The 19,959-nt window shown below is 70.0% G+C and carries 18 protein-coding genes and 1 pseudogene; 8 read left to right on the top strand and 11 right to left on the bottom strand.

The annotated features are described in order from the left end of the window. Positions 1-113 precede the first annotated feature (113 nt). Positions 114-1,067 carry an MBL fold metallo-hydrolase gene (locus tag PSESU_RS12670; RefSeq protein ID WP_013536184.1) on the top strand — a complete coding sequence of 318 codons (954 nt, stop codon included), beginning with the start codon at positions 114-116 and terminating at the stop codon, positions 1,065-1,067. A 16-nt stretch (positions 1,068-1,083) separates the two neighbouring features. Here PSESU_RS12670 and PSESU_RS12665 read toward each other — a convergent pair whose 3' ends face one another. The 4 genes from PSESU_RS12665 to pdhA form a co-directional block, all read right to left on the bottom strand. Beyond that, positions 1,084-1,467, bottom strand: coding sequence for a VOC family protein (locus PSESU_RS12665; RefSeq protein WP_013536183.1), 384 nt, complete (start codon positions 1,465-1,467; stop codon positions 1,084-1,086). A 212-nt stretch (positions 1,468-1,679) separates the two neighbouring features. Continuing rightward, a complete protein-coding gene (locus PSESU_RS12660; RefSeq protein ID WP_013536182.1) occupies positions 1,680-3,068 on the bottom strand; it encodes a dihydrolipoamide acetyltransferase family protein in 1,389 nt (462 codons plus the stop codon). Positions 3,069-3,206: 138 nt separating this feature from the next. Further along, entirely contained in the window at positions 3,207-4,316 is a 1,110-nt protein-coding gene (locus PSESU_RS12655; protein ID WP_013536181.1) for an alpha-ketoacid dehydrogenase subunit beta, read from the bottom strand. After that, positions 4,309-5,394, bottom strand: coding sequence for a pyruvate dehydrogenase (acetyl-transferring) E1 component subunit alpha (gene pdhA / locus PSESU_RS12650; protein WP_013536180.1), 1,086 nt, complete (start codon positions 5,392-5,394; stop codon positions 4,309-4,311). The genes PSESU_RS12655 and pdhA overlap by 8 nt, the downstream gene beginning before the upstream one ends. A 224-nt stretch (positions 5,395-5,618) precedes the next feature. Between pdhA and PSESU_RS12645 the strand changes: the two genes are divergently transcribed. From PSESU_RS12645 to PSESU_RS12635, 3 genes are all read left to right on the top strand, one after another. Further along, entirely contained in the window at positions 5,619-6,479 is an 861-nt protein-coding gene (locus PSESU_RS12645) for a tryptophan 2,3-dioxygenase (RefSeq protein WP_013536179.1), read from the top strand. 229 nt (positions 6,480-6,708) lie between these two features. Continuing rightward, positions 6,709-8,235, top strand: coding sequence for a peptide MFS transporter (locus PSESU_RS12640; protein ID WP_013536178.1), 1,527 nt, complete (start codon positions 6,709-6,711; stop codon positions 8,233-8,235). Then, complete coding sequence (locus tag PSESU_RS12635; RefSeq protein WP_013536177.1) at positions 8,235-8,828, top strand: hypothetical protein; 594 nt, start codon at positions 8,235-8,237, stop codon at positions 8,826-8,828. The genes PSESU_RS12640 and PSESU_RS12635 overlap by 1 nt, the downstream gene beginning before the upstream one ends. 76 nt (positions 8,829-8,904) lie before the next feature. On the opposite strand, the gene PSESU_RS12630 is transcribed toward PSESU_RS12635, so the two are convergent. Then, positions 8,905-9,417, bottom strand: a complete 513-nt coding sequence (locus tag PSESU_RS12630) for a MarR family winged helix-turn-helix transcriptional regulator (protein ID WP_013536176.1) — start codon at positions 9,415-9,417, stop codon at positions 8,905-8,907. 96 nt (positions 9,418-9,513) lie between these two features. Between PSESU_RS12630 and hppD the strand changes: the two genes are divergently transcribed. The 4 genes from hppD (at position 9,514) to PSESU_RS12610 (ending at position 13,833) form a co-directional block, all read left to right on the top strand. Continuing rightward, positions 9,514-10,638 carry a 4-hydroxyphenylpyruvate dioxygenase gene (hppD, locus tag PSESU_RS12625; protein WP_013536175.1) on the top strand — a complete coding sequence of 375 codons (1,125 nt, stop codon included), beginning with the start codon at positions 9,514-9,516 and terminating at the stop codon, positions 10,636-10,638. Positions 10,639-10,696: 58 nt separating this feature from the next. Further along, complete coding sequence (hmgA, locus tag PSESU_RS12620; protein ID WP_013536174.1) at positions 10,697-12,001, top strand: homogentisate 1,2-dioxygenase; 1,305 nt, start codon at positions 10,697-10,699, stop codon at positions 11,999-12,001. 140 nt (positions 12,002-12,141) lie between these two features. Further along, positions 12,142-12,819: a hypothetical protein gene (locus tag PSESU_RS12615; RefSeq protein ID WP_013536173.1), complete on the top strand. Its 678-nt coding sequence runs from the start codon at positions 12,142-12,144 to the stop codon at positions 12,817-12,819. Between the two features lie 66 nt (positions 12,820-12,885). After that, on the top strand, positions 12,886-13,833 hold the full coding sequence (locus tag PSESU_RS12610; protein ID WP_013536172.1) for a sodium:calcium antiporter: 948 nt from the start codon (positions 12,886-12,888) through the stop codon (positions 13,831-13,833). 7 nt (positions 13,834-13,840) lie between these two features. Here the strand turns inward: PSESU_RS12610 and PSESU_RS12605 are convergent, their stop codons facing one another. From PSESU_RS12605 to PSESU_RS12580, 6 genes and pseudogenes are all read right to left on the bottom strand, one after another. Then, on the bottom strand, positions 13,841-14,200 hold the full coding sequence (locus PSESU_RS12605) for a Na+/H+ antiporter subunit G (protein ID WP_013536171.1): 360 nt from the start codon (positions 14,198-14,200) through the stop codon (positions 13,841-13,843). After that, positions 14,197-14,439, bottom strand: a complete 243-nt coding sequence (locus tag PSESU_RS12600) for a K+/H+ antiporter subunit F (protein WP_232207892.1) — start codon at positions 14,437-14,439, stop codon at positions 14,197-14,199. The genes PSESU_RS12605 and PSESU_RS12600 overlap by 4 nt, the downstream gene beginning before the upstream one ends. Before the next feature lie 38 nt (positions 14,440-14,477). Beyond that, complete coding sequence (locus tag PSESU_RS12595) at positions 14,478-14,987, bottom strand: Na+/H+ antiporter subunit E (RefSeq protein ID WP_013536169.1); 510 nt, start codon at positions 14,985-14,987, stop codon at positions 14,478-14,480. Next, entirely contained in the window at positions 14,984-16,552 is a 1,569-nt protein-coding gene (locus PSESU_RS12590) for a monovalent cation/H+ antiporter subunit D (RefSeq protein WP_013536168.1), read from the bottom strand. Before PSESU_RS12590 ends, PSESU_RS12595 begins: the two co-directional genes overlap by 4 nt. Positions 16,553-16,671: 119 nt before the next feature. Then, positions 16,672-17,025, bottom strand: a pseudogene (locus tag PSESU_RS12585) (Na+/H+ antiporter subunit C); the annotation flags it as partial. A 19-nt stretch (positions 17,026-17,044) separates the two neighbouring features. After that, positions 17,045-19,888 carry a monovalent cation/H+ antiporter subunit A gene (locus tag PSESU_RS12580; RefSeq protein WP_013536166.1) on the bottom strand — a complete coding sequence of 948 codons (2,844 nt, stop codon included), beginning with the start codon at positions 19,886-19,888 and terminating at the stop codon, positions 17,045-17,047. Between the last annotated feature and the right edge of the window lie 71 nt (positions 19,889-19,959).

The raw sequence follows: 19,959 nt of genomic DNA, 5'->3' as shown, positions 1-19,959 counted from the left end.
GCACGAAACGTGACCGGCCGCACCCGGCGCCGGTGTCACTACGACCAAAGCCGGATCGTGCCGGTGATGGGGCCTGACTAGGCTGCCCGCATCACCCCCAGGCAGTCCCGAAAATGCGGCAGCAGCAGCTGGCGGCCAGCCACGGCATCCATACCCTCGACACCGGGTACGTCCGGCCTTCCTTCGGTGCCGCCTACCTGGTGGTCGAGCAGGGCAGGGCGGCGTTCGTGGACTGCGGCACCAACCACAGCGTGCCCTTGCTGCTGCAGGCCCTGTCCGATGCCGGGCTCGGGCCGGAGGCGGTGGACTGGCTGGTCCTGACCCACGCCCACCTCGACCACGCCGGCGGCGCCGGCCTGCTGATGCAGCAGCTGCCCAAAGCGAAGCTGGTGGCGCATCCGCGCGCGGCCCCGCATATGGTCGATCCGCAGCGCCTGGTCGCCGGTGCCACCGCGGTGTACGGCGAGGAGGAGTTCGCCCGCCACTACGGCCAGCTGGTGCCGGTGCCGGATGAGCGCGTGGTGGTGGCCGGAGATGGCCACGTCATCGACCTGGCAGGCCGCGCGCTGCGCTGCCTGGACACACCCGGCCATGCCCGCCACCACATGTGCATCTGGGACGAGCGCAGCCGCGGCTGGTTCGCCGGCGACACCTTCGGCCTGTCCTACCGGCAGCTGGACAGCGCCGCCGGCGCCTTCATCCTGCCGACGTCCTCCCCGGTGCAGTTCGAGCCGGAGGCCTTGCAGGCCTCGATCCGGCGCATGCTCGAGACCGCGCCGCAGCTGATGTACCTGACCCACTACGGCCTGGTCACCGAAGTCCGCCGCCTGGCCGCGGACCTGCACGAGCAGATCGACGCCATGGTCTCGCTGGCCCAGGCCTGCGATGGCGGCCCGGACCGCCACCGCGCGCTGGTCGCGGCGCTGTCGGAGTACTACCTCGAGCGCGCCCAGGCCCATGGCGTGCCGATGGACGATGCGGGCGTGCTGGAGCTGCTGGGCATGGACATCGAACTCAACGCCCAGGGCCTGGAGATCTGGCTGGACCGCAGCCGCCGCCGCGGCTGAGCGGCGCTGGTCCAGGCTAGTCCCAACGGTTGAGGTGGCTGCCGAAGCGCTCGCGCTGCGGGCGCACCACGCAGAAGCGGTGCCCGGTCGGGGCTTCCATCACCCACCAGCGCTTGACGAAGGCGACCTTGCGCGCGCCCAGGCGCTCCAGCCGGTCGGCCTCGGCATCGATGTCGTCGCTCTCGATGTCCAGGTGCACGCGCGATTCGTGCTCGACCTTCTGCAGCAGGATGATCGGCTCGTCCTCGTCCGTGGCGAGCACGCCGTAGCGGCCATCGCCATCCTCGTCAGGAGTGGCGACCGGCTTGCCCAGCGCCGCGCTCCAGAACTCCAGCGCGGGTTGCAGGTCGTCGACGTGGCAGTCCAGGACCAGGGTGCTCAGGCGGCTGTGGTGCGGCATCGGCTTGCTCCGGCTGCGGGACCAGCCCCGAAGATACCCCCGCGCGCCCGCAAAAAACCGGGGTCAGAGTGCAATTTCCGTCGAAGCAAAGAAAACCGGGGTCAGAGTGCAATTTCCTGCCATCCGCCGCGGCTGCCACGTAGGCGCCGGCCTGGGAAATTGCACTCTGACCCCGGTTTTTCGGTTTTTTTTTGCTTGCAGTGACGCTGGCCCTAGTTCGGCAGGGCCATGTCGTCGAGCAGGGCGCGCAGGAAGCGGGCGGCTTCGCCGCCGGTGGCTGCGCGGTGGTCGAAAGTCAGCGAGATCGGCAGGCGGCGGTGGACTTCGATGCCGCCCATGACCGCGACCACGTCGTGGCTGAGCTTGCCGGCGCCGACGATGGCCACGCACGGCGGCACCACCACCGGGGTGGCGTAGCGGCCGGCGAACATGCCGAAGTTGGACAGCGAGATGGTGTAGCCGGACAGCTCGCTGGCGGCGATGCTGCGCTCTTCGACCTGCGCGCGCAGGCGGTTGATGCCGGCGCGGATGCCGTTGGCATCGAGCATGTCGGCGTTGCGCAGCGCCGGCACGAACAGGCCGTCGTCGGTGTCCACGGCGATGCCCACGTCCACGTGCGGATGGCGGGTGACCGCCAGCGCCTCGCCGTCGAACCAGGCATTGAGCGCGGGCACGGCCTTGCACGCTGCCACGATCGCTCGGACCAGGCGCGCGGTGATGTCCTGCTTGCCGATCCAGGCGTGCAGGTCGGCGTCGTCGACCAGGGTGGTCGGCACGACCTTGCTGTGCGCATCGGCCATCACCCGCGCCATGTTGCGGCGCACGCCCTTGAGCTGCTCGGGCTGGCCGCTGGCGGCGGCACCGGCGTCGGCGCCCGGCGGACGGGTACGCATCGGGCGGCCGGCGGCGGAGACGGGAGTGCGCTGCTGCACGGAGGGAGCGGGCGCCGAAGCGGCGGCCGGAGCTGGCGCCTGCGCCGTCCGACCCTGGGTGTTGGCGGTGGAGGGGAGGAGGCGCGCGGGATCGGCCGCGGCCTGCTTCACGTCGGCGAGGCTGACGGTGCCGTCCGGACCGGTGGCGGGGACGCGGGCCAGGTCCACGCCCAGCTTGCGCGCCAGTGCACGTACCGCAGGCATGGCCTTGACCCCGCCGACCGCAATCGCACGCTCGGCGTGCACGGCGTCGGAGCTCTGCATCGCGCCGACCACGGTGCCGGCGTCCCCGCCACGCGCTTCCGACGGCGCCGGCTGCACCGGCAGTTCGCCGCAGTCGTCGCTGGCGGTGGCCTTGGCGGGCTTGGCCGGGGCGCCGTGGTGGTGGCCGGTGTCATGGCCTTCGGCGCGCTGTGGCAGGCTGGCATCGGGTTCGAACTCGGCCAGCATCGCGCCGGTGACCACCACGTCGCCGGCCTTGCCGGCCAGGCGCAGGACCTTGCCGGACACCGGCGAGGGCACTTCCACCACCGCCTTGGCGGTCTCCATCGAGACCAGCGGCTCGTCCAGGCGGATGATGTCGCCCTCCTTGACGAACCACTCGACGATGGTCGCGTCCGGCAGGCCCTCGCCCAGGTCGGGCAGGTGGAAGGTCTTGGTCTGGCTCATCGCGTAACTCTCTCGATCGGTCGGTCGATCACGCGGATCGACGGGCGGGGGCGTGCCGCCGCGGCTCGGGGCCGCGGCATGCCGTCCGGGTCTTCAAGGTAACGGACCGCGGCGGCCGGGGCCGCACGCGGTCCCGGATCAGCCGTGGGCCATCGCCGCGCGGGCCGCGGCAACGATGCGCTCCACGCTGGGCAGGAACTTCATTTCCAGGCGGAACAGCGGGATGTGGGTATCCCAGCCGGTCACGCGCTGCACCGGGGCAACCAGGTCGTACATCGACTCCTCGGCCAGGCGCGCGGCGATCTCGGCGCCGAAGCCGGCGGTGCGCGGGGCTTCCTGCACGATCACGCAGCGGCCGGTGCGCGAGACGGACTCGGCGATGGTGGCGAAGTCCAGCGGACGCAGGGTGGCCACGTCGATGACCTCGGCGCTGATGCCTTCGGCTTCCAGCGCCTCGGCGGCCTCCAGCGCTTCCTTCACCTGCGCGCCCCAGGCAACCAGGGTCACGTCGGTGCCGTCGCGCAGGACGAAGCACACGTCCAGCGGCAGCGCCTCGCCGTCGTCCACCACCAGTTCCTTGTACTGGCGGTAGATGCGCTTGGGCTCCATGTAGATCACCGGGTCCTCGTCGCGGATCGCGGCCAGCAACAGGCCGTAGGCGCGCTGCGGCGAGGACGGCATCACCACGCGCAGTCCCGGGACGTTGGTGAACATCGCCTCGTTGGCTTCGCTGTGGTGCTCCGGCGCGCGGATGCCGCCACCCCACGGCACGCGCAGCACCATCGGGCAGTGCAGGCGGCCACGGGTGCGGTTGCGCAGGCGCGCGGCGTGGCAGATGAGGTGGTCGAGCATCGGGTAGACGAAGCCGTCGAACTGGGCCTCGGCCACCGGCTTCATGCCCTGCGCGGCCAGGCCGACCGAGAGGCCGGCGATGGTGGTCTCGTCCAGCGGGGTGTCGAGCACGCGCTGCGGGCCGAACTTCTGCTGCAGGCCGGCGGTGGCGCGGAACACGCCGCCGTTCACGCCCACGTCCTCGCCCAGCACCAGCACGGACGGATCGTGCTCCAGCTCCCAGGCCAGGGCGCGGGTGATCGCCTCGATCAGGGTGATCGGGGTCGCGGTCGGGGTCTGGCTCATCGGCTGGTCTCCACCACGGGGAGCGGGCGCCGGCGCGCTGTCGCCGGCACCGGCGGCTGCGTGGACACCGGCCAGGCTGCTGTCGGCACGGTGGCTGCGGATGTCATCCATGGCGCTGCTCCAGGGCGAGGGCGGCGGCGCGCTGCGCGAGCAGGTCCGCCGGCGGATCGGCGTACAGGTAGTCGAACATCGCCTCCACCGGCTGCGCGGTGGTGGCCAGGTAGGCGTCGACCTCGGCGTTGACCTCGCGCTCGCATTCGATCTTCCACGCGGCTTCCTCGGCCTCGCTCCACGCGCCCTGGGCGGTGAGCCAGGTGCGCAGGCGCGCGATCGGTTCGCGCTGCCAGGCGGCCTTGACCTCGGCGTCCTCGCGGTAGCGGCGCGCGTCGTCGGCGGTGGTGTGGTCGGACAGGCGGTAGGTGAGGAACTCGATCACCGAGCCGCCCTGGCCGGAGCGCGCGCGCTCCATGGCCTGGCCCATCGCGTCGAGCACGGCGACCAGGTCATTGCCATCGACCTGCAGCACGTGCAGGCCGCCGGCGATGCCCTTCTGCGCCAGGGTCTGGGCACCGGTCTGCGCGCTGCGCGGCACCGAGATCGCCCAGCCGTTGTTGACCACGCCCAGCACCAGCGGCAGCTGGTAGGCGCCGGCGGAGTTCAGCGCGGCGTAGAAGTCGGTCTTGGATGTGCCGCCGTCGCCGCAGGTGGCCACGGCCACGTGCGGCTGGCCGCGCAGCTTGAACGCCAGCGCGGTGCCGGCCGCGTGCAGGCACTGGGTCGAGATCGGCACGCAGATCGGGAAGTCGGCCACCGCGTCGCTGTCGCGCGGGAAGTCGCTGCCACGCTCGTCGCCACCCCAGTACATCAGGATGTCGCGCGGACGCACGCCACGCTCGAACATGGTGCCGATCTCGCGGTAGCTGGGCGCGAACACGTCGCCGCTGCGCATCGAGGCGCCGATGCCGACATGGGTCGCCTCGTGGCCCAGGCTGGGCGCGTAGGTGCCCAGCTTGCCGGTGCGCTGCAGGGCGATGGCCTTGCTGTCGAACGCGCGCACGAACAGCATGCGCTTGAACAGCGGCAGCAGCGCCGCCGGATCGCGCAGCGCCTGCGGGAATTCGCGCACCTGGCGTCCTTCCTCGTCGAGGTACTGCAGGTAATGGATTTCGAAACTGGCGGCGAGTGTCATCGGGGGAGTCACCCTTGCACGCGATGGCGGACAGGAAAGTTGCACATGGTACGGACTTGCTTGCGAAAACCCGCCGTGCAGCGCAACAACGCTTGCAGGACATGGACTTGCCGCATCGCCGCGAGTTCCCCTGAACCGATGACAGCGCCAGCCATCACCCGGGCGATGGTGCTGCGTTACCCTTGCCGGCCTTGCGCGGCACGCGCGCGTTGCTGTTGCGACCGATGACCCTCGACAAGAACCAGCGCTCGCTCGAACCCGGGATCCACACGGATCTGCAGGGCCGCATGACTTATTCAGGCTACCTGCAACTGGACCAGCTGCTGTCGGCGCAGAAGCCGCTGTCCGATCCCGCTCACCACGACGAGATGCTGTTCATCATCCAGCACCAGGTCTCGGAGCTGTGGCTGAAGCTGCTGATGCACGAACTGCTGGCCGCGCGCGGTTTCCTGCAGCAGGACCAGGTCTGGCAGACCCGCAAGGTGATGGCCCGCGGCAAGCAGGTGCTGCGCCAGCTGGTCGAGCAGTGGTCGGTGCTGGAGACGATGACGCCGTCGGAGTACATGGGCTTCCGCGACCTGCTGGGTCCGTCGTCCGGCTTCCAGTCGCTGCAGTACCGCGCGATCGAGTTCCTGCTCGGCAACAAGAACGCGGACATGGTGAAGGTGTTCGCCCACGACCCGCAGGGCCAGGTGGCGCTGCGCGCCGAGCTGGAACGGCCCAGCCTGTACGAGGAGTTCCTGCTGTACCTGGCACGTTTCGGCCATGCGATACCGGCCGGATACCTGCAGCCGGGCCGCGACTGGAGCAGCTCGCACGTCAGCGACCCGGCGCTGCGCCAGGTGTTCGAACGCATCTACGAGGACACCGACCGCTACTGGCGCGAATACTCGCTGTGCGAGGACCTGGTCGACCTGGAAACCCAGTTCCAGACCTGGCGCTTCCGCCACATGCGCACGGTGATGCGCATCATCGGCTTCAAGCGCGGCACCGGTGGGTCCAGCGGGGTGGGCTTCCTGCGCGAGGCGCTGGAGCTGAGCTTCTTCCCGGAGCTGTTCGAGGTCCGCACCAGCATCGGCACCTGAGCCACGGGGCGGGCGGGGCGCCCGTCCTGGCCGCTTCAGGCAGCGTCAAGGGCGCTCCGGCTATACGCGGCCGTTTCCGATGCAACATGCTGATTCAAAAGGAGAATCGCGCCGGTTACGGGGTGGTTTCGGCGCGCCCGTGCATTGACGATGCGGTGCCGGTCGGTGATTCTCGCCCGGTTCCGGCGCACAGCGCCGTGCATTCCCGTTCGTACCTGCAAGGATCCCAATGAGCGCCGACGTCGTCGAGCCCAAGGTCGCGGCCCCGCCGCAGACGCCACCCTCCCTTCCCGAATTCGCCCAGACCCTGGGTCATCCGCGTCCGCTGTGGATGCTGTTCATGACCGAGTTCTGGGAGCGCTTCGCCTTCTACGGCATGCGCTGGGCGCTGGTGCTGTACATCGTGGCCCAGTTCCACAACGGCAGCGCCACCGGCGAAGGCCCGGCCAGCGAGCTGTACGGCGCCTACCTGGCCCTGGTCTATGCCGCGGCCATCTTCGGCGGCTACGTGGCCGACAAGCTGATCGGCTACCAGCGTTCGATCCTGGTCGGCGCCTTCTTCATGGCGCTGGGCCTGTTCCTGATCATGATCCCCAGCGACACCTGGCTGAAGCTGGGCCTTGCGACCATCATCGTCGGCAACGGCCTGTTCAAGCCGATCATCTCGACCCTGGTCGGCAAGGTTTACGCCACCGGCGATGACCGTCGCGATTCGGGCTTTACCATCTTCTACATGGGCATCAACCTCGGTGCCTTCATCGCCCCGATCCTGACCGGCTGGCTGGCCGAGCGCATGTTCGGTGGCACCCCGGAACTGCCGGCCTACAAGGTGGTGTTCATCGCCTCGGGCATCGGCATGCTGTGCAGCCTGCTGTGGTTCTGGTTCGGCCGCGCCCAGTTGAAGGGCATCGGCGCACCGCCGGCCAATGCCACCGGCCTGGGCCGCGTGGCCATGGTCATCGTCGGCGCCCTGGTCGCCGTGCCGGTCTACTACTGGCTGCTGACCATCCCGGCAGGCGCGCTGAACTGGATCCTGATCGCCCTGTTCGTCGCCCCGGCGATCATGCTGCTGGTCGAGGGCATCCGCGAGGGCAAGGTGCAGCGCGACATGGTGATCGCGATGCTGATCATCTTCGGCTTCAACGTGCTGTTCTGGATGTTCTTCGAGCAGGCTGGCAGCTCGTTCAATTTCCTGGCCCAGAACATCGTCGACCGCGACTTCGGCGGCTGGATCTTCCCGGTCGGCTGGTTCCAGTCGGTCAACTCGATCGCGATCATCACCCTGGCCCCGGTGCTGGCCTGGCTGTGGGTGGCGATGGGGCGCGCCAACCCCTCGATCCCGCGCAAGTTCGGCCTGGGCCTGGTGTTCAACGGCCTGGCCTTCCTGCTGCTGATGTTCGCCCTGTCCAGCCTGGTCGACCCGGAAACCCTGAAGATCCCGTTCTGGACCCTGTTCATGGTCTACGTGATCCAGTCGGTGGGCGAGCTGTGCCTGTCGCCGATCGGCCTGTCCATGACCACCAAGCTGGCACCGGCCAAGCTGACCGGCCTGGCCATGGGCGGCTGGTTCCTGTCGATCGCCATCGGCAACAACCTGTCGGGCATCTTCGCCTCCAGCGTCAGCGGCGAAGGCGGCATGACCACCGCTTCGGCGCTGGCCGGCTACACCTTCGGCTTCTGGGCGCTGCTGGGCGCCGGCGTGCTGCTGTTCCTGATCGCGCCGCTGATCCAGAAGCTGATGCACGGAGTGAAGTGATGGGTGCGCGCGGCGCGATGACGGCATCGGTACTGCTGGCCCTGGCCGGTTGCGGGCTCGAATCCCCGCACCCGGCCGGTCCGGCACAGCCGGTCGACACCACGCCGCAGCAGGCGCACACCCACGACGCCAGCGAGAAGGTGGCGTCGGGCAACACCCGCGCGGCGGCGGACGTCGCCGCGCTGGCCGGGCTGCGGGCGGCGTTCGATCCGTCCCGCAGCGCGGCCGATGACCTGGAAACCGCGCAGGTCGAGGCGCGACGCGGCAACCGCCGCATCGTGCTGGAGTTTGGGCAGCCCGGCTGCGGGCCCTGCGAGGCGCTGGCCGCCGGGATCGAGGGCGATGCCGCCCTGCGCTCGCGGCGCAACGCGGAGTTCGTGTGGGTGCGGGTGGACCGCAGTGCGCCCGGCAATGCCGGGTTCGTGGCGGCCTACGCCGACGCGGCGGAGGCGCCGGCGCCGCACCTGGTGGTGCTGGACGCCGACGCACGGGTGCTCCACGCCAGTGCGGGCGACGCGCTGCTGCGCGACGGCCGCGCCGACGTGAAGCAGATCCGGGAATTCCTCGAGACCTGGGCGCCCCCGGCGCCCTGAACCGGCATCGGCCGATTCCCCCCCCGTTTCATCCCCCCAACAGCGTCTACCGCGCGGTCCCCTCCGCGCGTGGTGCTCAGTTGCCGTCGCGCAGGGCGGTCAGGCCCGGACCCGCGAGCTTGGTCAGCAACCGGTCGAGCACCTCGCGCTCGCCGTCGTCCAGCGCCGCCACCAGGCGCGCCTCGGCCGACAGCGCCATCGGCGCGATCTCGTCGTAGACGGTGTAGCCGACCTCGGACAGCGACAGCACCGAGCGGCGACGGTCGTCGCTGTGGATCTCGCGCTTGATCAGGCTGCGCTCGAGCAGGCGCGCGACCGCGCGGCTGACGGCGACCTTGTCCATGGCGGTGCGTTCGGCGACCTCGTTGGCGGAAAGATCCGGGAAACGGCCGAGCACGGCCATCACGCGCCACTCGGTGATCGCCAGGCCGAAACGCTTCTGGTACATGTCGGCGATCGTCTGGCTGACCCGGTTGGACAGCACGCTGAGGCGGTACGGCAGGAAGCGTTCCAGTTCGAGCTGGGCGTGGCCGGCAGCGTCCCTTGCATTAGCGGACCCGGTTACGTCTTGGCTGGCATTTGCAGTCATTGCGGCAGGGCACCTTGCATGTGGTTGCACACGTAACTATAAAGGGGTCTATCCCAAAGACCCCGTTCCCCGGCGGGGAGCGATCAGGAAGCCATCATGAGCGTGCAACCGCAAGTCCTTTCGTCCGCCACCGCCCCGACCCCGGGCATGTCGGTGACCACTTTCGAGAACCCGATGGGCATCGACGGCTTCGAGTTCGTCGAGTTCGCCGCCCCGGCAGGCCAGGCCGGCCAGCTGCACGACTACTTCCGCAAGCTGGGCTTCACCAAGGTGGCGCGCCACCGCACCCGGCCGATCAGCACCTACCGCCAGGGCGACTGCACCTTCCTGCTGAACGAGGATCCGGACTCCTTCGCGGCACGCTTTGCCGAGAAGCACGGCCCCAGCGCCTGCGGCTTCGCGATCCGGGTCAAGAAGCTGGCCGACTGGGCGCGCACCCAGGCGCTGAAGAACGGCGCCGAGGCGTTCGGCGCCGAGGACGAGCTCAGCAAGGCCGTGGCCGCGCCGGTGATCAAGGGCATCGGCGACTGCATGCTGTACCTGGTCGACCGCTACGACGCCAAGGGCACGATCCACGACCCGGACTACGTGTACGAGGAAGGCGTGCAGCTGAAGCCGGCCGGTTTCGGCCTGACCTTCATCGACCACCTGACCCACAACCTGTACCAGGGCAACATGTCCAAGTGGGCGGACTACTACGAGCGGCTGTTCAACTTCCGCGAGATCCGCTACTTCGACATCAAGGGTGCCAAGACCGGCCTGTTCTCCAAGGCCATGACCGCGCCGGACGGCATGGTGCGCATCCCGCTCAACGAGTCGTCCGATCCCAAGTCGCAGATCAACGAGTACCTCGATGCGTACCACGGCGAGGGCATCCAGCACATCGCCTGCTTCACCGACGACATCTACGTGACGGTGGAGAAGATGCGCGAGGCCGGCGTCGATTTCCTCGACACGCCCGACACCTATTTCGACGTGATCGACCAGCGCATCCCCGAGCATGGCGAGGACGTGGAGCGGCTGCGCCGCAACCGCATCCTGATCGACGCCGACCCGGAGACCAAGAAGCGCAAGCTGCTGCAGATCTTCACCCAGAACGCGATCGGCCCGATCTTCTTCGAGATCATCCAGCGCAAGGGCAACGAAGGCTTCGGCGAGGGCAACTTCCAGGCGCTGTTCGAGAGCATCGAGCGCGACCAGATGCGGCGCGGGGTTCTCTGACAGCAGGACGGGAAAGCCCTTCCCCGGGATGGGGAGGGGCTTGCAAGGGCGAACAACGATGAACGCTGTGACTGAACTGCAGTACATGACCGGCTTCGGCAACGAGTTCGCCAGCGAGGCGATCCCGGGGACGCTGCCGGAGGGACGCAACTCGCCGCAGCGGGTGGCCCATGGGCTCTATGCCGAACAGATCTCCGGCACCGCGTTCACCGCGCCGCGCGCGCAGAACCGGCGCAGCTGGCTCTACCGCATCCGCCCGGCCTCGGTGCATGGCAGCTTCGCGCCGTTCGCGCAGCCGCGCTTCCACAACGATTTCGGCAATGGCCCGGTCACCCCGGAGCAGCTGCGCTGGGACCCGCTGCCGCTGCCCGAAGCGTCCGCGGACTTCATCGAAGGCCTGTACACCGTGGCCGGCAATGGCTCGGCGGCGGCGCAGGCGGGCGTGGGCGTGCACCTGTACGCGGCCGACCGCGACATGGCCGGCCGCTACTTCTACGACGCCGACGGCGAGCTGCTGCTGGTGCCGCAGCAGGGCCGGCTGCGCATCGCCACCGAGCTGGGCGTGATCGAGGTCGAGCCGCAGCAGGTGGCGCTGGTGCCGCGCGGCATCCGCTTCCGGGTGGAACTGCCCGACGGCGCCGGGCGCGGCTACGTGCTGGAGAACTTCGGCGCGCACATGCGCCTGCCGGACCTGGGGCCGATCGGTTCCAACGGCCTGGCCAACCCGCGCGACTTCCAGGCGCCGGTGGCCGCGTACGAGGACCTCGAGGGCGACTTCGAGCTGGTGGCCAAGTTCCAGGGACACCTGTGGCGCGCGCCGATCGACCACAGCCCGCTGGACGTGGTCGGCTGGCACGGCAACCACGTGCCGTGGCGCTACGACTTGCGCCGGTTCAACACCATCGGCTCGATCAGCTACGACCACCCGGATCCGTCGATCTTCACCGTGCTGACCTCGCCCAGCGACACTCCGGGCACGGCCAACATGGACTTCGTGATCTTCCCGCCGCGCTGGCTGGTGGCGCAGGACACCTTCCGTCCGCCGTGGTTCCACCGCAACGTGGCCAGCGAGTTCATGGGCCTGGTGCATGGCGCGTACGACGCCAAGGCGGACGGCTTCGTGCCCGGCGGCTGCTCGCTGCACAACTGCATGAGCGGGCATGGCCCGGACGCGGCGACCTTCGAGAAAGCCTCCAGCGCAGACCTGTCCCAGCCGGACGTGATCAGCGGGACCATGGCCTTCATGTTCGAGACCCGCGCCGTGCTGCGTCCTACCGCGCAGGCGATCGACGCGCCGCACCGCCAGCGCGGATACCTGCAGTGCTGGACGGGGCTGCGGAAGCACTTCAGCCCGCCGGCCTGACGCGGATATCCCGCGGCCGGGCCACTGGGCCGGGCCGCGGAGCGGCGTGGTGGCGGCACTGGCCGTCACCCGCCACTTTCGCCCGCCGTTGACAGGTGCTCGGGCAGCCTCCGTGGATGAAGTCGTGTCCAGGGGGAGCCATGTCGTCGTCGACCAGGAAGATCGATGCCTGCCTGCTGATGCTGGCCCTGGGGCTTGCCTCCTGCACCCGGCCACCGGACACCGACGCCAGCGCACAGGAAGCCGCGGCGCATGAACCGGCCTGGGACCAGGCCGACGACCACCAGCACGCGGTGGATGCGGACGACGAAGGCGGGGTGATCCCGCCGGCCACCGTCCCGCATGCGGCCTCGGCGCTGGTGCCGCTGGCCACCAGCTTCGACGGCTTCGGCCCGGTACCGTTTGGCGCCACTGCCGACGAGCTGCGCCAGGCCTGGCGTGGACAGCTGGAAGGCCAGCCCGACGCGAACGATCCGCAGGCCTGCTACTACCTGTTCCCGCAGCCGCGGCCCGAGCAGGGCCATGGCACCGCCTTCATGATCGAGGGCGGCCACTTCGTGCGGGTGGACGTGGACCAGTCCGGCGCGGTCGCTCCGGGCGGTGGCCGCATCGGCATGGATGCGGCGGAGATCCAGGCGCTCTATCCCGGCCAGGTCGAGGAGCGGCCGCACAAGTACGTCGAGGGCGCGCTGTACCTGCGCGTAGTGCCGGACGACAGTCCGTCCGTGCTGGTGTTCGAGGTCTCGCCCGAGGGCAAGGTCCAGCGCTGGCGGGTGGGCGTGCCGCCGCAGGCCGACTACGTCGAAGGCTGCAGCTGATCCCGCTGCGGCGCCCGGCGGTTGCCCGGGCCGCATAGAATCGGTCCTCCGGAGGGAGGGATTGCGATGGCGGCGACACTTGGATGGTTCGCGCTGGGCCTGCTGATGCTGGCCCTGGGAGGCGATTCGACGGTCAAGGGCGTGTCCGGCCTGGCGCAACGGCTGGGCCTGCGTCCGTTCACCGCCGGCGTCCTGCTGCTGGCCTTCGCCACCTCGTTGCCGGAGCTGGTGGTCAACCTGCGTGCGGTCTGGATCGGCCAGCCCTACCTGGCGCTGGGCAATGCCATGGGCAGCACCATCGCCAACCTTGGCCTGAGCCTGGGCCTGGCCGCGCTGGTCGCACCGCTGCTGCTGCGCGCGCGCCTGCTGCTGCCGCAGCTGCTGGCCGTGGTGCTGGCGGCCGTGGTGATGGTGGGACTTGGCCTGGACGGCCGCATTGGCCGCGTCGATGGCCTGGTGCTGGTGGCGGGATTCGTCGCGGTGCTGGCCTTCGTCCTGCGCCGCGGCGCGGCCGAGGCGCCCGACGTGCGGGAAGCGCTCGCCGAGCATGCGGTCACCTCCACGATGACCGCCCAGAACGTGGTGCGCCTGGCCATCGGCCTGGCGCTGCTGTGGTTCGGCGCGCGCTGGGTGGTCGGCAACGGCCTGGCACTGGGCGAGGCCTGGGGCCTGGGCCCGCTGCTGGCCGGCCTGCTGCCGGTGGCCATCGGCACCACCCTGCCCGAGATCGCCGCGGCCATCGCCGCTGCCCGTCGTGGCCAGGGCGACCTGATCGCCGGCCACGTGTTCGGCTCCAGCCTGTGCAACCTGCTGCTGGTGATCGGCGGCACGGCCCTGGTGCAGCCGCTGGCGCTGCCGGCCTCGTTCGTGCGGGTGGAGCTGCCGGCGCTGCTGGTGCTGGCGCTGCTGGCGTGGCCGATGCTGCGTGGCGACCGTCGCCTCTCGCGCGGCGAGGGCGGGCTGCTGGTGCTGGTGTTCGTGGCCTGGGTGGTGCTGGAGCTGCTGCTGCTCTGAGCGGGGCTCAGGCGTCTGCGTCGGGTCCGCGGCCTTCGCCCACCGGTTCGCTGCCCGGCTGCGCCGGGCGTTCGGCCATGTGCAGCGACAGCGCCGCCTTGGCCATCAGGTGCGCGCCGATCGGCGCGGTGATGAACAGGAACGCGGTGATCAGCAGTTCGCGCGGCTGCGGATCGGTCTCGGCCAGCCAGTGGTAGCCGACCGAGGCCAGCAGCACGCAGCCCACGCCCAGGGTGCTGGCCTTGGTTGGCGCATGCAGGCGCTTGAAGAACTCCGACAGCTTCACCATGCCCAGCGAGCCGACCACGATGAAGAACGAGCCGGCGGCCAGCAGGAAGACCAGGAAGATGGCGATGACCCAGCTCATTCGACGATGTCCCTGCGCAGTACGTACTTGCTCAGCACCACGGTGCTGACGAAGCCGAGCATGGCGATGATCAGCGCGGCCTCGAAGTAGATCGCGGTATTGAGGTGCATGCCCAGCAGGATGAGCTGGGCGATCGCGGCCACCGACAGCGTGTCCAGGGCGAGGATGCGGTCCGGCACCGAAGGGCCGCGCAGGAGCCGGTACAGCGCCAGCAGCATGGCGAAGGCGGTCACGTGCATGGCGCCGACGATGGCCCAGCCGACCAGTGCCTGCGGGGTCACGGGAAGATCTCCATCAGCGGCGCCTCGTAGCGGGTCTTGATCTCCTGGATCACGGTGTCCGCGTCCTTGAGGTTGAGCACGTGCACCAGCAGGTAGCGGCGGTCGTCCGACAGCGCGGCCGAGACCGTGCCCGGGGTCAGGGTGATCATGCTGGTCAGGGCGGCGATGCCATGCAGGTTCTGGATGTCCAGCGGCAGCCAGATGAAGCCGGGGGTGATCTCCTCCTCCGGGCCCAGCACCTGGCGGGCCACGGTGACGTTGGAGCGGACCACGTCCAGCGCCAGCACGCACAACATCCGCGGGATCCCGCTGATCCGGCCGATGCGGGCGAACTCGCGGTCCAGGCGCGCGGCGAAGGGCGGGATCACCAGCGCCAGCAGCAGGCCCATCAGTGCCTGGCCGACGCTGAGCTCGGAGTTCATCAGCAGCCAGAACACGAACACCGTCGCCGCCAGCGGCAGCGAGGGGACGATCCGGCGGAACAGGGGCTTCTTCTTCGCGTTCATGGCGCCCTCGACTGCGGCACGGCGGCTCGGACCTGCTCGACGTAGGCTTCCGGCGCCTGCAGCTGCGCGCCGGTGGCGCGGGTGTATTCCAGCATCGGCGAGGCAGCCAGGACCATGGCCACGCCATAGCCCAGCAGCAGCACGATGGCGGCGGTTTCCAGTGGCCGGCTGGGCGCCTCGCGCATCTGCTCGCGCGGCACGTACTGCGCGACCTGTGCGTCGGTGGCGTCGGGCCAGAGCTCCTGGCGCCAGAACAGGCGGGTGCCGGCGCGGGCCAGGCCGACCAGCATCATGAAGCTGCTGCCCAGCACCAGCAGCCAGACCCAGAACGTGCGCGGGCCTTCCGGCACAGCCTCCAGCATCACCAGCTTGCCGATGAAGCCCGACAGCGGCGGCAGGCCGGCCAGCGACACCGCCGCCACCAGGTACAGGGCGGCCGGCACGGCGGAGCCGGGCAGGGCGGCGACCACGTCCTTGCGGTCGCTGGCGGCGCCACGGCGGCGGCGCACCAGGTCGGCCAGCAGGAACAGGGCGGCACCGGCGAAGGTGCTGTGCGCCAGGTAGTACAGGCCGGCACCGACTGTGCCGGCGGTGTCCAGGGAGAAGGACAGGAACAGGGTCGCCGCCGAGGACAGCACCAGGTAGGCGGCCAGCGAGCGCAGCCGGCGCGCGGCCAGTACGCCCAGCGCCGCCAGCACCAGGGTGATCGCGCCCAGCACCAGCATCGCCGGCCAGGCGAAACCGGCCAGCGGCCCGGCCAGGCCGAACACCAGGCTGCCGACACGCAGCACCGCGTACAGGCCGACCTTGGTCATCACCGCGAACAGCGCCGCCACCGCCGCCGGCGCGTGGGTATAGGTCTCGGGCAGCCACAGGTACATCGGCAGCAGCGCGGCCTTGGCGCAGAACACCACCAGCAGCAGGCCGCCGGCGGCCTGGACCAGGGCACGGTCCTGCGGCGCCGCCTCGGCCACGCGCACCGCAAGCTCGGCCATGTTGAGGGTGCCGAGCAGGCCGTAGACCAGGCCCAGGGCGATCAGGAACAGGGTCGAGGCGGCGATGTTGAAGGACACGTAGTGCAGGCCGGCGCGCATTCGCTCGCCGCGGCCGCCGCTGAGCATCAGGCCGTAGGAGGCGATCAGCAGGATCTCGAAGAACACGAACAGGTTGAACACGTCGCCGGTGAGGAAGGCGCCGTTGATGCCCATCATCTGGATCTGGAAGAAGGCATGGAAATGCGGCGCGCGCCGGTCCCAGCCGGCGCAGGCGTGTAGCAGGCAGCCGATGCCCAGCAGCGCCGCCACCAGCAGCATGAGCGCCGCCAGCCGGTCCACCAGCAGGGTGATGCCCAGCCGTGCCGGCCAGTCGCCGAGCAGGTACACGCCGATCTCGCCGCTGCCGGCACGGCCGACCAGCATCGCCGCCAGCACCAGCATCAGCGCCATCGAGATCCAGGCCACGATCCGCTGCGGCGCCATGCCGAAGCGGCGATGCTCGAACATAAGCGCCAGCGCCGCGGCCACCAGCGGCACCAGGATCGGCAGCAGCGGCAGGTGCGCGCTCATGCGCGGCCCTCGTGGCCGGGCTCCGGCATCGCGCCGCGTGCCGGCACCGATTCGTTGCCCGCCACCAGCTCGGCCGCGTGCGCGGCCAGGCGCGACTCCTCGTGGCGCAGCTGCTCGCGGCGCTGGAACTCGGCCTCGGCGCGGCTGCCGTCGATGTGGTCGCTGTGGTTGTCGGCACGGCTGCGGATGGCCAGCACGATGATCACCGCGGTCATGGCGAACGCGATCACGATGGCGGTCAGCACCAGGGCCTGCGGCAGCGGGTCGGTGTAGTACGCCGGATCGGCCGGGATGCCATCGCGCAGCACCGGCGGCTTGCCCGTCACCAGCCGCCCGCTGGAGAAGATCAGCAGGTTGGTGGCGTAGGACAGCAGGGTCAGCCCGAGGATCACGTCGAAGCTGCGCGCCCGCAGCAGCAGGTACACGCCCGCCGCGGTGAGGATGCCGATTGCGCTCGCCATCGCCAGTTCCATCAGGAATCCTTCCTTTGCATCAACCAAGTTCCCCGGTGCGGGTGGAGCGCTGCCCCGGTTCGATCACGCCCTGCCGCGCCACGGTGGTGCGCGAGGGCCGGATGGTGCCGAGCATCGACAGGATCAGCATGGCGCCGCCGAACACCACCAGGTACACGCCGGTGTCGAAGCCCATGGCGCTGGCCAGTTCCAACGTGCCGACCAGCGGCAGCTCCAGCTCCAGGTGGCCGCTGGCAAGGAACGGCACGCCGAACGCCAGCGAGGCCGCACCGCTGACCGCGGCCACGATCAGGCCCACGCCGATGCAGCGGATGTAGTCGAAGCCGAAACGCGACTCGACCGAGGCTGCGCCCTGGATCACGTACTGGATCAGCAGCGGCACCGCCAGCACCAGGCCGGCGATGAAGCCACCGCCGGGCGCGTTGTGGCCGCGCAGGAACAGGAACACCGACACCGTCAGGGTCAGCGGGAACAGCAGCTGGGCCAGGTCGGCCGGCACCGGCAGCTTCACCGGGCCGCCGGACATGACCTTTTCCGGTGCCATCCGCGCGCGCCGCAGCAGGGCGTGCACGATCAGCGCGGCCACGCCGAACACGGTGATCTCGCCGAAGGTATCGAAGCCGCGGAAGTCGACCAGGATCACGTTGACCACGTTGCGGCCGTAGGCCTCCGGCAGCGAGCGCGCCAGCATCTCCACGCTGGCCGCGTCGGGGCTCGGGTCGCGGGTCATCATCGCGTACGCCAGCAGCGCGATGCCGAGGCCGGCGGCGGCGGCGATGCCGATGTCGCGGTAGCGGCGCGCGGGGCGGCGTTCCGGCGGCGAGCGCGGCGGCAGGTAGTGCAGGCCCAGCAGCAGCAAGGCCAGGCTGACCATCTCCACCAGCAGCTGGGTCAGGGCCAGGTCCGGGGCGGACAGGAACACGAAGGCCATGCTGACCATCAGGCCGATGCCGCCGACCACCAGCAGGGCCAGCAGGCGCTGGCGGTACAGGCGGATGGTCCAGGCGGTGCAGGCCACCATCACGAACCACAGGAACCAGCCCAGCAGCGGCATCGACGACGGCGCGCGCAGCGCCGGCAGGTCGCCACCGCCCAGCGAATCCACGAACGGGGCGGCGCCGGCGAACAGGGCCGCCAGCACCAGCAGCAGCATGCTGCGCTGGACGCTGCCGTTGGCGATCCGGGTGGTGAAGCGGTTGGCCAGCGCGTACAGCGCTTCCATGTTCCAGCGGAACACGTTGCGGCCCAGCGAGCCGCGCACGATGGCGTGCAGGTCGAACAGGCGGCGCAGGCCGAAGTACAGGGCGATGCCGCCGACGATGCCGCACAGGCTCATCAGCAGCGGCACGTTGAGCCCGTGCCACACCGCCAGGCTGTACTCGGGCATGTCCGCGCCGAGGATGGCGCCGGCGCCGGCATGCAGCACCGGGGCGATGGTCCAGGCCGGGAACACGCCCACCGCGATGCACAGCACCACCAGCACCTCGACCGGGATCTTCATCCAGCGGGGCGGCTCGTGCGGCTCGCGGTCCAGGTTGCGCGGACCCTTGCCGAAGAAGGTCTCGTAGACGAAGCGCAGGCTGTAGGCCACGCCGAAGATGCCGTACAGCAGGGCGGCGACGGCGATGGCCAGGCGCATGTAGCCGTGGCCACGGATGTCCAGCGCCTCGGTGAAGAACATTTCCTTGGACAGGAAGCCGTTGAGCAGCGGGATGCCGGCCATCGCCAGCGAGGCGATCACCGCCAGCGCGCTGGTCATGGGCATCGCCTTCCTCAGGTTGCCCAGGCGGCGGATGTCGCGGGTGCCGGTCTCGTGGTCGATGATGCCGGCGGCCATGAACAGCGAGGCCTTGAAGGTGGCGTGGTTGAGGATGTGGAACACGCCGGCGACCACCGCCATCGGCGTGGACAGGCCGAACAGCAGGGTGATCAGGCCCAGGTGGGAGATGGTCGAGTAGGCCAGCAGGCCCTTGAGGTCATGCTGGAAGATCGCGAACCAGGCACCCAGCAGCAGGGTCGCCGCACCGATGCCGCTGACCACGTAGAAGAACAGGTCGCTGCCGGCCAGCGCCGGATGCAGCCGCGCCAGCAGGAACACGCCGGCCTTCACCATGGTCGCCGAGTGCAGGTAGGCCGACACCGGGGTGGGCGCGGCCATCGCGTGCGGCAGCCAGAAGTGCAGCGGGAACTGCGCGCTCTTGGTGAACACGCCGGCCAGGACCAGGCCCAGCGCCCACGGATAGAGCTCGCTGTTGCGGATCAGCTCGCCGGAGGCCAGCACCGCGTCCAGGTCGTAGCTGCCGACGATGCGCCCGATCAGCAGCACGCCGCCGAGCAGGGCCAGGCCGCCGCCACCGGTAATGGCCAGGGCCATGCGCGCGCCTTCGCGCGCGTCCTGGCGGTGGGTCCAGAAGCCGATCAGCAGGAACGAGCTGATGCTGGTCAGTTCCCAGAACACCAGCAGCAGGAGCAGGTTGCCGGCCACCACCACGCCCAGCATCGAGCCCATGAACAGCAGCAGGTAGCTGAAGAAGCGCACCGCGCTGTCGCGCGCGGACAGGTAGTAGTGCGCGTACAGCACCACCAGCGCGCCGATCGCCAGCACCAGGCCGGCGAACATCCAGGCCAGGCCGTCCAGGCGCAGGTCGAAGTCCAGGCCTATCTGCGGGATCCAGGCGTGTTCGCCGCGGACGATCCAGCCCTGCAGGATCGAGGGGGCCAGCCAGCCCAGTACGGCAAGGCCCAGCAATGGGGCTGCTCCGGCGATCCATGCGGCGGCCGCGCGCGATCGTGGGCGCAGCAGGGCCAGCAGCGCCGCTGCCAGGAAGGGCAGGGCGAGGAGTACTTCCAGGAACGGGATCATCCGTTGCGGTCTTGACCGTCGAGGCGGATCCGGGAGTTTAACAGCGGGCCGGGTGGCCGCTGCGTGGCCGC

The sequence above is a fragment of the Pseudoxanthomonas suwonensis 11-1 genome (genome assembly GCF_000185965.1).
GTDB classification, from domain to species: domain Bacteria; phylum Pseudomonadota; class Gammaproteobacteria; order Xanthomonadales; family Xanthomonadaceae; genus Pseudoxanthomonas; species Pseudoxanthomonas suwonensis_A.
This window is presented reverse-complemented; position numbering and strand designations above follow the sequence as displayed.

Excerpts from the sequence above, each read along its gene's own strand:
- PSESU_RS12670 (WP_013536184.1), top strand. The coding sequence starts at position 114 with ATGCGGCAGCAGCAGCTGGCGGCCAGCCACGGCATCCATACCCTCGAC.
- PSESU_RS12665 (WP_013536183.1), bottom strand. The coding sequence starts at position 1,467 with ATGCCGCACCACAGCCGCCTGAGCACCCTGGTCCTGGACTGCCACGTC.
- PSESU_RS12660 (WP_013536182.1), bottom strand. The coding sequence starts at position 3,068 with ATGAGCCAGACCAAGACCTTCCACCTGCCCGACCTGGGCGAGGGCCTG.
- PSESU_RS12655 (WP_013536181.1), bottom strand. The coding sequence starts at position 4,316 with ATGGATGACATCCGCAGCCACCGTGCCGACAGCAGCCTGGCCGGTGTC.
- pdhA (WP_013536180.1), bottom strand. The coding sequence starts at position 5,394 with ATGACACTCGCCGCCAGTTTCGAAATCCATTACCTGCAGTACCTCGAC.
- PSESU_RS12645 (WP_013536179.1), top strand. The coding sequence starts at position 5,619 with ATGACCCTCGACAAGAACCAGCGCTCGCTCGAACCCGGGATCCACACG.
- PSESU_RS12640 (WP_013536178.1), top strand. The coding sequence starts at position 6,709 with ATGAGCGCCGACGTCGTCGAGCCCAAGGTCGCGGCCCCGCCGCAGACG.
- PSESU_RS12635 (WP_013536177.1), top strand. The coding sequence starts at position 8,235 with ATGGGTGCGCGCGGCGCGATGACGGCATCGGTACTGCTGGCCCTGGCC.
- PSESU_RS12630 (WP_013536176.1), bottom strand. The coding sequence starts at position 9,417 with ATGACTGCAAATGCCAGCCAAGACGTAACCGGGTCCGCTAATGCAAGG.
- hppD (WP_013536175.1), top strand. The coding sequence starts at position 9,514 with ATGAGCGTGCAACCGCAAGTCCTTTCGTCCGCCACCGCCCCGACCCCG.
- hmgA (WP_013536174.1), top strand. The coding sequence starts at position 10,697 with ATGAACGCTGTGACTGAACTGCAGTACATGACCGGCTTCGGCAACGAG.
- PSESU_RS12615 (WP_013536173.1), top strand. The coding sequence starts at position 12,142 with ATGTCGTCGTCGACCAGGAAGATCGATGCCTGCCTGCTGATGCTGGCC.
- PSESU_RS12610 (WP_013536172.1), top strand. The coding sequence starts at position 12,886 with ATGGCGGCGACACTTGGATGGTTCGCGCTGGGCCTGCTGATGCTGGCC.
- PSESU_RS12605 (WP_013536171.1), bottom strand. The coding sequence starts at position 14,200 with ATGAGCTGGGTCATCGCCATCTTCCTGGTCTTCCTGCTGGCCGCCGGC.
- PSESU_RS12600 (WP_232207892.1), bottom strand. The coding sequence starts at position 14,439 with ATGCACGTGACCGCCTTCGCCATGCTGCTGGCGCTGTACCGGCTCCTG.
- PSESU_RS12595 (WP_013536169.1), bottom strand. The coding sequence starts at position 14,987 with ATGAACGCGAAGAAGAAGCCCCTGTTCCGCCGGATCGTCCCCTCGCTG.
- PSESU_RS12590 (WP_013536168.1), bottom strand. The coding sequence starts at position 16,552 with ATGAGCGCGCACCTGCCGCTGCTGCCGATCCTGGTGCCGCTGGTGGCC.
- PSESU_RS12580 (WP_013536166.1), bottom strand. The coding sequence starts at position 19,888 with ATGATCCCGTTCCTGGAAGTACTCCTCGCCCTGCCCTTCCTGGCAGCG.